Source organism: Kribbella sp. NPDC048837, assembly GCF_055586945.1.
This window is the reverse complement of sequence record NZ_JBVJHF010000001.1, coordinates 1588252-1601140: the sequence shown is the minus strand read 5'-3', so window position 1 is coordinate 1601140 and position 12889 is coordinate 1588252. Positions and strand designations below refer to the sequence as shown.

General features: G+C 65.3%; 6 protein-coding genes. 3 read left to right on the top strand and 3 right to left on the bottom strand.

Going from position 1 to position 12889, the window contains the following annotated elements; genetic code table 11:
• Positions 1 to 200: 200 nt before the first annotated feature.
• The 3 genes from ACZ6O0_RS07355 to ACZ6O0_RS07345 all read left to right on the top strand — a co-directional run bounded on the left by ACZ6O0_RS07355 (position 201) and on the right by ACZ6O0_RS07345 (position 8421).
• Positions 201 to 971, top strand: a complete 771-nt coding sequence (locus ACZ6O0_RS07355; RefSeq protein WP_465763946.1) for a winged helix-turn-helix transcriptional regulator — start codon at positions 201 to 203, stop codon at positions 969 to 971.
• A gap of 287 nt (positions 972 to 1258) precedes the next feature.
• A complete protein-coding gene (locus ACZ6O0_RS07350; protein ID WP_465763945.1) occupies positions 1259 to 3214 on the top strand; it encodes a hypothetical protein in 1956 nt (651 codons plus the stop codon).
• A 1364-nt stretch (positions 3215 to 4578) separates the two neighbouring features.
• On the top strand, positions 4579 to 8421 hold the full coding sequence (locus ACZ6O0_RS07345; protein WP_465764080.1) for a CHAT domain-containing protein: 3843 nt from the start codon (positions 4579 to 4581) through the stop codon (positions 8419 to 8421).
• Positions 8422 to 8423: 2 nt separating this feature from the next.
• Here ACZ6O0_RS07345 and ACZ6O0_RS07340 read toward each other — a convergent pair whose 3' ends face one another.
• The 3 genes from ACZ6O0_RS07340 to ACZ6O0_RS07330 all read right to left on the bottom strand — a co-directional run bounded on the left by ACZ6O0_RS07340 (position 8424) and on the right by ACZ6O0_RS07330 (position 12823).
• Complete coding sequence (locus ACZ6O0_RS07340) at positions 8424 to 9065, bottom strand: hypothetical protein (RefSeq protein ID WP_465763944.1); 642 nt, start codon at positions 9063 to 9065, stop codon at positions 8424 to 8426.
• A gap of 1 nt (position 9066) precedes the next feature.
• On the bottom strand, positions 9067 to 9396 hold the full coding sequence (locus ACZ6O0_RS07335; protein WP_465763943.1) for a hypothetical protein: 330 nt from the start codon (positions 9394 to 9396) through the stop codon (positions 9067 to 9069).
• A 64-nt stretch (positions 9397 to 9460) separates the two neighbouring features.
• Positions 9461 to 12823: a CHAT domain-containing protein gene (locus ACZ6O0_RS07330; protein WP_465763942.1), complete on the bottom strand. Its 3363-nt coding sequence runs from the start codon at positions 12821 to 12823 to the stop codon at positions 9461 to 9463.
• Between the last annotated feature and the right edge of the window lie 66 nt (positions 12824 to 12889).

The window sequence follows — 12889 nt, the reverse complement described above, 5'->3', positions numbered from 1 at the left end:
CAGGTCAGAGGGCAGATCGGCGCACCAAGCCGATCTGCCCTCGCAGGCGAGCGTTGCCGCGGCGTCTCGAGCTGGGGCCGGCATGCCGAGTGCTCGGGGACCAGCACCCTCCATCGCAGACCCGACTCGAACTCCACCACGCGACCCGGCTCACGGTTGGCACACCACATCTCTCCCGACACCTTCTGTAGCACCAACTGATGCTCAGAGTTCTCGGCTGCGGACTGGCCGTTCTGACGCTCGTTGTGTTTACGACTGTCTGCCTTCTCCAGCCAGGTCGCGGGCCTTCGGCAACCGCCTCCTCACGGAGCGCCGAGCCCCCGGCACTCGGGACCGCAAGGGCACACGTGACAGTCGGCGGCTTCTCTGCAGGATCTCGGGAGGGGGGCGATCTCCAGGGCGATCTCGGCCAAGCCTTCACCGTCGACATCATAGGCCTGCCGGACTACTCAGCCGGGCGTCAGCTTGCAGCCCGGCGAACTCGAGCATCGGGCGCAACCGCACGGTGCCCGGATACGACCAGCGCATCGCGGCGAGACGAGGACGAGGACGAGGACGAGCAACGATTAGATGTCCTGGCCGTGATCATGAGCCTGCCATCTCCGGCCGGCAGCAGATGTGACGCGCACCCGTTCTCAGCAGGCGCCTGTGACAGCAGCGCGAACGCGGCTGCGGACACCAGCATGCTGAGCCCCGTAGTACGCCGCGAGCCCACAACCGCGACGACGCGCCCTGGCTTCACCGAGTTGATGATGGACCTGCCCGGCATCTCCCACCGGATGCTCACCCAGACGCTCCGCTCGCTCGAACGCGACCGCTGGATCAGCCGCACCGCATACGCCGAGGTGTCACCCCGCCGAGTACGACCTTACTCACCGGGCCGGTCCTTCCTCCCACCCTCACCGAACTCACCAAGCGGGCCGAGGCCGCCCGCGAGTCGGTCGAGAACCACCGCACCCTTCGACGCGTGACCCAGTTCAGCCGGCCGGCTTCAGGTGCTGCCGGACCCAGGTGTCGAAGCTCCGATGTCGCCGAGGGGGGACGCCGAAGACTAGTTCAAGTCGTCGCGATCGCAGGATGGCCACACTTCGTGGTGACCAATCCGCCGAGGTTTCGGCTAGAGGATTGCGCGCGTGGCGTGTCGGCGTCGCCAATGGAGTGGCCCCCGACTCGCCGGTTGCCTCAGGAAGCAGGTATCAAAACCGCCCTTCTGCCCCTCCGATTAGTAAGGAGTGGACCAGATCAGGCGTAGCTTCCGATGAACGGCACATCGATGATCCAGGAGGGCCGGCGTGCATGGCGCCGGTACTGGACAGTCCTGCGCTCGAACGCCGAAGCTATGGTGACCCGGGCCGAAGCCGAAGATCGATGGGGCTCCGTCGTCGGCAAGTCGTGCGCGTTCAGTCTGTTGCTGGTTGGTGGCCTGCACTGGGTCGAATGGTCCGCACTTAGGAGCGGTAGCCATATCGCGAATGTCCTCGGGGCCGGACTGGGGCTGGTGCTCGCCGGTCTCGGACTCGCCGTCCTGGCGTGGATCTACTGGCGGATCCAGGTCGATGCTGAGGACCGGAGAGCTTATGTCCTCGCGGTGTGGTCGTCGCTGGCAACGGTGGGAGTGTGCACCGTCGCATTCGCTGGCCTGACCACGATGCTGTGCCTCTGGGGAGTTCTCACGCCGGACCCAACGGTGACAACGCCCGGGCTCGCCCGCGTCGAGGTCTACTACTTGTGGCAACTCGTGGACGTCATGCCGCTGCTCGACATATCTCATGCCCTGCATTGGGCCGGGCCTCTCGCCTTCTCCGACCCGTGGAGCGGCGCGCTTCTGCTCGCCTTCAAGATCCTGCTGCTCATCCCACTGCTTCGAGTCCTCTTGTCCGGCGCCCGGTGGGTGATTTCCAGCTGGCTCAAGCATCACGAGCGTATGGCGGAAAAGCATCGGCAACAGGCCCTCGAGCGCAATGCCGCGCAGCCTGGCCGGTCCTTCCCGCGGCCTTTCAGGCAGCACCTCGAGGTCGCCTCTTTCGGTGCACGGGTGCTCATGTTGTTGATCGCGTTGCCGCTGTTCATGTACGGCGTCCTCGCCCTCGTCGTGCGTAGGGAGTCCCTTCTGGATCGCTGGGTGGGCGGCCCGCTGAATCGATGGGTGGGCGAACGGATAGATCGCTGGGCGGGTGACCTGCTGGAACGTTTGCCGGGCGACGTGCTGGATCGCTGGATGGGCGATCACGGTCTGTCATATTGGCTGGCCCTCATCTTCGACGGCCTAGGGGCGTTCCTCCTCGTGGCAATAGCCTGGGGCCTGATCGGCGAAGGCCTGGCCTCTCTCGAGGACTTCTTTCGCTCGTTCTTGCACGCGGTCGCCGGAGCAGTCCTGCTGACCTGGTGGCTGCTGCTCGCCAACCTTGCCGTCGGCGCGGTCACGATCACCATGCTGCACGTTGGGATCGCTGAGACCAGCGCTCCAGTGGCTGCGTCTTCAGAGGTGAGCTCCGCCCTAGAGTGGTACGCGTGGTCCCTCGCGGACACCGTCCCGGCGCTTGACGTGCCCCAGACGCTGAACTGGTCGACCGAAGTCGAATTCGTCGACAGATGGACCGGGGCGCTCCTGCTGCTCATGCGGCTACTTCTCATCGTCCTGCTGCTCGTGCCGCTAGGACTGGTCTTCCGCATGGCCGTGAGGCGTACGGCGCGCACACGCGCGCGGCGAGGGCGCCCTATGGTCGAGGTGGCATCGGAGCTGAGTCGCAGCATCGACGAAGTCTTGACCCTTCTCGACGAGGCCGAACCGGCCCAGAGCCGAGCAAGCGACCGGCGTACCGACCCAGGCGACCCATACGCCTGGCTATACAAAGACACGAGGAGCCCTACCGATCGCGACGAGGCTGATCCGACGGGCTCCAGCAAGTACTACGACGTGACGCTCCGAATCGCGCCCAAGATCTCCGCGCTCGAGGACGTCATCGAGCGCTTGGTGGCACTCCTGGGCGAAGGGCAAACCGTCGACTCGGCACGCGCCGCCGCAGCGGCGCTGGAGCATCGGTCAGAAGAGATCCAGAACGCTGTCAGAGGTCGGTTCCACGCGAGTGGTGACACGACAGTAGACGAGCGGGATCGCGCGTCACTCCGGGAGAGCCGACTGAACGCTCTCGCCAAACGCGACGAGTACGTTCATCTGGCGTCGCGACAGATCCGCGCCGCGGTCCCCGTCTAGGGATCCAGGAAGTCACAGTCCGAGCCTAGGACCCACCTGAGGGCCGTCGGCTTTCCGTTGAGCATCCCCATTCGAAGTCGTCGTACGGCCCGAGCGCGGCGGAGCCTCCATAGCGAGCTTCGACTCTCTGCATCGGCGGGCCGGCAACGGCCATTGCCGAGCTTCTCGGCGAGGTCCTGTTTCAGGCCGTCAATGCCTAGTCCGTCGCTGGATCCTGCTCCGAAGATGTTGGCCAGGTCGGGTGCGGGTGTCGCTTGTCTCCGTGCGGACTCGAGAAGTCATCGGAGTTCGACGTCACGAAGCCGTGCGGATCTGTCGAGAGATCGATTCGACCGCAGGCGGACGCGTACAGCTCGATCAGCAGCGCGTCGGCCGCGCGGTTGCGGGATCGATGAAACAGGGCGACCTTTGTCGAGTCCGCGCTGAACGACGAGGCTGCGCTCGACGTCCGTCGGCTTGATCGAATCACCGCCGGTGAATAGTTCGGCGATCCCGTCGAAGTTTCGAGTGGTCATCGCGCCGATCAACGGGGTTTGGTGTGTCAGCTCGGTCGAGCACCTACATAACGTCCTCGATGCCGGCGGCCATCGACTGCTCAATTCGCGGTCGCTTCCGCTGGAACTCGTCGATCACAACTGACGGGACCAGGAGGTTCACCCTGTTCTGCTGGCTGAACGCGCCCGAGCGACACGATTCAGTCTTTGTCCGTCCCGTCGCTTGGCCAGGTCCAGCCAGGTCGACGCATCCACGAGGATGGTCAGCATCCTTGGCAGCGTCGCCGCGATCAACAGAGGTGGGCGAACAGCGTCGGTGAGGCAATGTCTGGACATCGGAGGGGGGAGCGACGGCATCAGCTCAAGGTCATCTTCGCCGGCCAGATGCGCGTTATAGGGGTCTGAGATCATCGCCGGGGATCCATGTGACATGGCCGCCAGACTGCCCGGTCGCGCCCACTGCAGCCTGATCGAGGATGCGCGAGCGGGCGTGGGTGACCGTGGCGAGTTTCTCGCGGTTGTCGACGGCGAGGTGGTTGACCTGGTACGGGCGCCTGCCCCGACTCTGGTTGGTCAGGTGACCGTGCCGATCTCGCGGTCGAGCGAGCCGTCGACGTTCGCCTGCGCGTTGCGCCGTCTGTCCGCGCAACGCGTGGAACATGAGTCCGCCACTCGGACTGGAGCCGATCACGTTTGGTGACCGCAAGTCCCAGAATCTGGCCGGTGGCGTGCACAGACTGCCGCGCGGAGGGGTCCGATCCAAGACCTGCTCCGTCGGCGCTGTGCAGGCCCGGTCGGCGGTGCGAACTCCATCGTGCAAGGCCGTTGTGACTTAGCAGCACGGGTTCGTTGGGAGATGCTGGTGGGGTGATGAACGACGCCGGGTCGCCGCGACTGGTAGGCGGTCGTGTCCGGGAGGATGTTCCGCCGAAGGTGCCGCTGACGGTGAAGGACCACGTTGAGTACCTTCTCGAGGGATCCTGGGGCCGCCGATGGAAGATCTTGAAGGATCAGCCCCAGCTCGCACACCCTGCGGTTGCGGGGCTGTGCCGGGATCGCGACGCGCTGCTGTCGATGGCGCTGCACCGGGCTGCGGTTGCGGGCGTCACGCAGGCTAAGGCAGAAGTGACTTGGTTCCGCCGATTCGAAAAGGCCGTCAGCTCATCAGCGGACTCCTCGGTCGCAAGTCTTGTGCGGGGCCTGCTCGTCGACGGACCACACGCCGAGTGGCTCGTCGAGGAGGCGATCGAACTGCTCGACGTCGCGGGCAGAGGGAACCCGGATGTCCAGGGTGCTTACCTTCAGCTGGCGGCGCGTTCAAATGGCGCCGAGGACCAAGATGTCATCCGTGTCCTGGAGTTGATGAGACGACCTCCGTTCGAACTCGAAGACGCACTAGGAACTGTGCTCGTCGAGAGCGAGGGTGGATCGCGACTGGCGGCGGCCGCGTGGGCGGTCAACTCGCATGACGACCGTTACCTCATTGAGCGCGCATGGCCAGCCGACGCGTACGCGATCTTCTTCGAACGGTCTGCCGAAGTGGGAGCTGCTCGGGCAGGCGACGAGGTCCGTCTGTTGACAGAGTGCCGCGCCCTGTGTGACGCCGAGATGAGTGCACCCGGTGTTGCCGGCCAGGCTGCGGCGATGGAGTTACTCGAGCAGCTCATCGAAATGACACAGGCGCATCCCAATCGCTGGTTGACCGACGAAGGGGCTCGGCTCGCGCTGGCAGTTGTCCCGGTCATTCCCGAAGACCATCTGCACCGACCGAACTGGCTTGAAATCGCGAGCATTGCCGTCAGCGACGCATTGGTCCATTCGCCTGGAGATCGGTGGAAGGGGGCAATGAGCGAGGCGGTTCGATGGGCAGAGGAGGCGCTGGACAGTGCGTCCGAGCCAGTGGACATCGGGCGTCGAGCGAACAATCTGGGTTATCGGATCGGCCTGGCTGTGGACTCTGGCGCGCTCCCAACTGATTCTCTCCGCCGGGCGGTGGAACTCCACGAACAGGCCCTCGAGTTCGCAGAACCAGACACGGATGTGCGTAGGCTCCGTCAAACCAACCTTGCTTCGCGTATCAGCGAGGCGGTCTTTGCCGGTGAACTCGCCGCGGATCGGTTCGATGACTGCGTGAAGCTGCAACGTGCGGCGCTGGCTGGCTGCCCGCCAGAGGATCCGGATCGTCCGATGCTCCAACTCAACCTGGCGATTGCCCTGTCTGATGCCGCTGACGCGGGATTGGTTGAGGAAGCTGTTCGCGAGGAGGCACTTCGGCTCGCTCATGACGCAGTCCGTCATGCGTCATCCGGCCCCCAGCGGGCGCAGGTTCTCGACACGCTCGGCGTCATGATCGGCGACGCCGTACGAACCGCCGTCCTCCCAGTGCAGCAGATCGTCACGGCAATCACGATCCATCGGGGCGCACTCGCATTAACTCCAACTGATCACCCGTACTGGGCGGCGCGGACGAGCAACCTCGCGGTCCGCCTATCCCAAGGCGTTCAGGTTGGGGAACTCGAGCCAGCAGCACTCTTGGATGCCATCGATCTGCTGCGACCGGCCGTGGAACAGACCACAGACAGTCTGCCTGGCAGCGCCGGCCTATTCTCCAACCTGGCCAGTCTGCTCGAGGAGGCCACTGATCTCGGAGTTGTCAGTGCTGCTGACGAAGGGGCATTTTCTGTCGAAGCGACCGAACTGTCGCGTAAGTCGCTGGAGCTCGTCCCACCCGGCCATCCCCATCGGCCTGGGCGCGCCAGTAACCTGGCCACCCGCCTGGCACGGAATGGCACCCCGCTTGACTTGGCCGAGGCGGTTCACTGGTCGGAAGAGGCGATCAGATCCGCGCAACCAGGTGATCCTGACGGACAGATGTATCTCGCCAACCATGCATCCGTCCTCCTCGACGCCATCGACGCCGGTGCTGTAGAACACGACGAGATCGACGCCTCCATCACGTCAGCTCGAGAGGCACTGAGACTCACACCGCCCGGTCATCCGTACCGAACGGCCAATCTCACGACCCTTGCGATCTCGATCGGCCGCTCAGTGCGTCTCGAACGCTTGCCGCCTTCGGTGCTGGGTGAGTCGTTGGATCTGCTCCGCGAGGCCACTGCGTCACCGTCGCGATCCACGCCTGCCTACTACGACGCAGTCGTCAACCTGAGTGTCCTCCTCCTCCACGCCCTGGAAGCAAAGGTGATCTCGTACGGCGCTGCGGCCGAACAGATGCGAGAGCTCGTAGCCGCCTACGTGGACTGGACAAGACGGATCGTCTTCAGCACCGGCGAACGAATTCGTGCGACGCGGCTCGGGGACACGATCGTGGCGACCGCTGCGCTGATCATCAACGCGGGCCAGGGAGTCGTTCCGGCCGTCGCCGCAGCCGACCGGGTCCGCGGCGCCGTGGCGCGTGCCCGGACGGCGCCCCCGCGTCCGAGCGGCCTGGCGGGCGACGACGCGCGCGCCTACGATGCCGCCGCATTTCGTTATGACCAGGCCCAGCGGCTCCTCGCCGAGGGCGTGGGTGATGCCAGAGACGCACATTTGGCAGGGAGCGCTCTGACCGCACTCCTGGATGAGTCCGGCGCCGCGGCACAGTGGACAGCTGACAGTGATGAGCAGTATCTACAGCAGTGGCAGGGTTTCCTTCGCCCGGGGGAGATCGCGTTACATGTCATTCCGGGTGTCGCTGGCATCGAGGGACAGGTCTTCGTTTTGCCCGCGGAAGGGAGGCCGAGCGCGCTGGCGATTCCGGAGTTCAGTGAAGAAGCTGTTGTCGATCGAGTCGAGCGTCTGCTGGCCTCAACGGTGCACGTGCCAACTATCGCCAGCTGGCTCGGCGAGGTGATTTCGACGAGAGTGCACCACAAGTTCCCGTCTGCTCACCGGTGGTTCGTCGTACCGACCGGGCTAGCTTCCTTCCTGCCGTTCCACGCCGCCGGCGGTCCGGCAAGCGGGTGGCTCGATGACGAAGCCACGGTGCAGGTCATCCCATCGCTATCGACGCTCGACCGGCCGACAGGTCGACCAGCATCTGGCCCGGACCTGGTCGCTGCCGCCTGGACTGACGACCTGCCGCTCATTGCCGCCGATGTCGCGATTGCTGAGTCCTGCCTACGACCGAGGACGACTCGAGGAGAACCGACCGTTGCGTCCTCACGCAACACAACTCTCGGCGCGTTGGTAGAGGCAGGGTTCGTCTACTTCGCAGGGCACGGCGAGCGCGATCTAGATCGGGGAGCTGCTCTGACCTTCGCCGACGGTGACATTGGTGTCTCGGATCTCGAGCGGCTACCGCTGCGCCGGCGCGAGCTGGCGGTTCTCTCGGCTTGCTGGTCGGCCCAGATCTCCTCGGTGCTTCCAGACGAGGCCAACGGGCTCCCGAGACCCCTCCTGGAGTCTGGCTTCCGAGGGGTTGTCGCGACGCTGTGGCCTGCCGCGGATCAGGTCGCTTTCCTCTGCATGTCTCGGTATCTCACCGATCTGTCCCCAGAGATCTCGCCCGCGGACACGCTGCGGAACACCCGTCAATGGTTGCGTCGGACGACCCGTCGCCAGTTCGAGGCGTTCGTCGGAGAGCTTGCGCAGCGCTGCGCGATCACGCCGGAGGCCCGTCAGGCGCTGCAGGAGTGGCTCGACCGGACTCCCTTCGACGGCTGTCCGTGCGCGGACGTGCGGTACTGGGCGACCTTCACCTACGTAGGAACGTGAACTCAGCCAGCACGTGGGCACGAGTCGAGTGGCATGATCGCGACCACTTTTGTCAGATCGATCGTGACCGGGCCGGAGGACGTCTTCAGCCTCAGACTGCCCTCACCAACCTGCTCGGTCACTCCACACCAAGTGGCGCCTGACTGCTCGATGATCGAGACTTGCGGTTTCGCCTTGTCGGGCCCGTACCAGGTCAGGCCAACCGCGACCAGAAGAGCGACGGTGGCAGAGGCGGCGATGTACAGCCCGTGCCTGAGCGCGCGCAAGGTGAGCATCGCCTCGTCGTGCTCAGTCACCAGCTTGGCGAACTGGCCGTCCCGGCGGCGGCCCGCAAGGGTCGGTACGGCGATCGGCAGACCATGAGCTGCCCGCAGGATCAGGACCGCCGCGATGGCTCCGGTCACCAGGGACAGTGCAAGCACCCAGCCGACAGCCTCCGCGTAGTTGTCCGCGAGCTTGTCGATCTCGGTCCGGCCCCGAATCAGGCCGAAGCCGACGATGCCGACCAGGAGGCCGGCGACGCCCTTGCGCCAACTGTCCGCGAGCGCGCGGGCTCTCGGCAGTTCGCCGTCTAGCGCACGCTGCTGCTGGAGTGCCTCGGCTCGGTTCTCCGGTTGGGCGGGTGGACCGGGTTTCAGCCGCATATCAGTCCTCGACCTGAAGGTTCCAGTAGGCGCCGCAGCCCCTGGTGTCCGCCGTACTTCCAGGATGTTTGGCCACGCAGGTGCAGATCACGGTGATGACCTCTTGCTGGTTCGCGGCATCGTTGGCGTTCCTGACCACCTCGTGAACCCACGAGTACTCCATCACGTCGTTGCATCGAGGGCAGGCCCCGCGCAATGTGAATCCGCCGGTGATCTCTGCGACGTCGAACTGTGCGCCGGCCTCGGCGAACGTCGGATCGGTCACCTCCTGGTAGGGCAGTCCTGCAGGCTCAGCAGTCTCGTCGGCCGCGGCGGACTCCTCGTCGCTCATGTGTTATTTCCCCTCGCTCTGGGCACCACCGTGCCGGGAACACTGACAGGCATGTTCAAGGGCGTCAATCACCCGCGACGTCCTCGCGCTCGGGTGATGCGAGCGACTGCATCGAGCTGCCGGTGTACATGAGGCAGGCCCAGTAGTACGGGTGCGCGTACGGCAGCCGCGGGCCGGTGCCTTGGCCGGTCGATGCCGCGGGTTTCAGGATCAGCGATCGATCGGCTGAGATCTGACTGGCAAGGTGGCTCGCCTCTGCGGCGTCGCACGAGCGCAGCCAGAGTGCGGCGCCGCGCAACGCATCGGCAGGATCCATGAGTGCGGTCTGCGTGTTCACATAGAACTGCCGTAGGAGCAGCGCGGTCGACCGATCGGCGATCTGCCACAAGGATGTGAGCACACCGACCGCTCCGGCGTTCAGGAAGGCCGATGCCAGATTCATTGCCTCGTCCGGAGCAATCGCCAAGTCACTCGCACCGCTGGAGCAGGCTGCCGCTGCAACCACACCGAGATCCCACTCGCCGCCTCGGTCGATGTCCGCGAACTTCAGGTCGCCGTCACTGAGATGGAGTACCGCGCCCCCGTGCTCGGCTTGATTGCCGGTCGCATGGCAGCTGAGATGGATGTCCACGCCGCCGGCGAGATGGTCGAGCAGGAACTGCTTGGTCGCACCGGCACCGAAGGCGACCTGTGCCTCGCCTTGATAGACCTCGAAGATGCCCTCGAGCTCGAATCGTGAACCGGGTAGGTCATTCCAGTCGCCGACGGGATCTGCAAGGCCGACGAGCGTGCGCACGGCACGCAGCCTCGACCTGACGGCAGCCGGGTCCATGTTGTAGACGCCCGCCGGCAGGTACCTGACGGGCATCAGGTCCCAGAGACAAACGGGTTCAGTCTGGTTGTCGGACGCCTCTGGGTTCTCGAGCGCAAAGGTTGCGGCGTGCAGGGGCCACCGGCTGAGGCTGCCGGTAGGGATCAGCGCGACTGTCTCCGCCTCTGCGGCGGTCAGTTGGGCAGCCAATGGACCCATCAACTCGGTGCCGAGAACCGGCAGCATGCTGTCGAGTGCCGCGATGCACTGATCCCGTGACTGGGCAAAGATCAGGGACTGATCGCCGCCGAAGGTTTGCTCCGCAAGGTAGCGACTGCCTATGCCGTCCGCCCAAACAGCCGTTACGTCGGTCTCGTCTGCGCCGGAGATGACGAGAGCGACCGATTCCTCCGGCGCCGTCAGCAGATAGACGAGTGGATGCCGACGGTCGAGTGCCTGCGCGATCGTCGGCAGTGGCTGTCGGCGAAGGAACGACGGCAGGACCTGCGACCGGATCCGTGTGGTCACGGCCATCAGCTCTCGCCGAAGGTCAGGGCGCTGAGCGTCGTCCAGACACTCTCTGAGTGCTGCGCTGCGCGCGATGAACTCCGCGGCCAGATCGGGCGAGGTCTGTTGGACGATTGAGAGATCGGCCTGCTGCGCGCGGCGGCCTTGGCCGATGTTTCTGCACAAGCTGGCTTCGAGGACCTCTACCGCTCGGCGGAGATCACCGCTCTTGGCCAGCGCGTACGCCGCCCATCGGCCGACCGGTCCGTGGGTGCGGTCGAGTGCCAAGGGCAGTGGCCCTGCTGCGTCACCCTCGCCACCGAAGTCAGCACGGAAGTTCTCCGCTTCCAGGGCCTGTTCAAAGCTCGAGGCCGCCTCATGCCATCTGCCCGCCTTGGCGTACCGATCGCCCAACGCGCCTGCGACCCATTGCAAACGTTGTGGATCGTTGGCGAGCGTTAGCAGAGAAGAGGCTTGCTGCAGATGAGCGACGATCTCAGGGCTGTCAGGACTGGAGGATGCCAACGCTTCCGCCATCGATGCGCTCGCGCGCCCCCTGAGCGCATCACCGAGCGACTCGTTGTCAGCGACCACCGCGGCGTGCTGGTAGGCCGAACTCCACAGCGGATCAGACGGCCCTGCGGCGCTCAGCGAGCCCAGCTGGATCTGTGCTATCGCGAGGTCAGAGCTGCAGGTCGTATACAGCGCAGGATCGTTGCCGAGGTTGCAGAGAGCAAGCGCTTCGGTGAAGTCCTCGACTGCGCCTTTCGCCCAGTCGACGTCCTGTGCCTCGATCGCCATCTCCAGCCGGATCACACCGCGGTGGGAGTAGCTGTAGGCGAGGTCCAAGGGGACGCCTAAGCGGATTCGTGCTGCTACCGCACGGTCGGCGTCGGTCAGTGCTTCTTCGAGGGAGTGGTCGCCGTCCGGAGCGGCTCTCCAGAGCCGGAGGCCCGCTAGTGCGCGGTTGCTGCGATGAAACGCGCTCAACGTCTCGTCCCCGGCCGACTCGGCTGTGTCAATCAGCTCAAGCATGAGCCGCCGCGCCTCGGTCAGTCGATCGACTGTATCTGGGAGTGTCGCCTCGGCCAGCATGCTGGCCAGGTCGCTCTTGAGCCTCACCTGGAGGTGGACCTCGCCGCTGCCTTCGGACAATCCGGCCGCGCGACGTTGCAGCTCGAGCAGTCGGCGCTGCAGTGCTGGTTCGCCCGTCGCGTCGGAACGGCACAGGGCGACGAAGATCCCGATGAACATGGCCTCGCTTGCTGGGTCGTCTCCCGCAGCCGCGATGCGTGTTCCCTCGTCTGCTGCGGCCTTACGCGTCTCGACGTCGACCAGCTGATCGGTTGCCGTTCGGAACAACTCGGCGGACCGCTCCGGAGAGATCAGTGCGCCTAGGGCCGCCTGGTAGTTCTGCAAGGCGCCGGGTAAGTCGTCGTCGGGCGCCTCGACCAGCGCTACGACCGATGCGCTGGCGGCGGGCGGCAGCCCGAGATCGTCGGTCTGCTCCACGATTCGAGCGATCAGCTCGGGGGAATCCCAGACTTCGCCTGACCGTGCGGCCCGCAACTCGTCCAGAGACCGGGACTCGATCAGTTGGCCGAGCGTCTCCCAGGCCAGCTGATCGTGTTGACCGTCCTCGATCAAAAGCACGAAGGTGCGCCGTCCATGGTCATCCGGCAGACTGCCGTCCTGGAGCCGACGCTCGACCAGATTGTCCAGCGCGGCGGGAGACAGATCGGACAGAACCGAGGGCACAACCAGTACCGGGCGTCTCGGGAGAACGACACCAACTTCGGCGGCTGCGGTCAGGAGCTGCGGGATCGAGTGCCCAACCTCGGCCTGGAACTCGTCCGGAACCCCGTTGGCGCCATCCGGGACAACCAGAAGGAAGGGCGCCGTGCTCGCCCATCGCAGCAGGAAGACGGGTGTTGTCAGCGGTTCGGAATGATCACAATGCCGGCAAACGGTCCTGAGGGTGCTGTCGATCTGCGCGACCAGGTCAGGATGCTCGACCGCGTCCAGAGTGCGCCACCTGACCTGTTCGCTGCTCTGCCCACAAGCAGTGCAGCGAACCTCAGGGACTACGAACCCGCTCAGCGGCTCCATCGGTACTTCCTCCCCGCCAGCCTCGTCGCGCGATGCGGGACCTTTACGGTGACGCGTCGGCTCGGC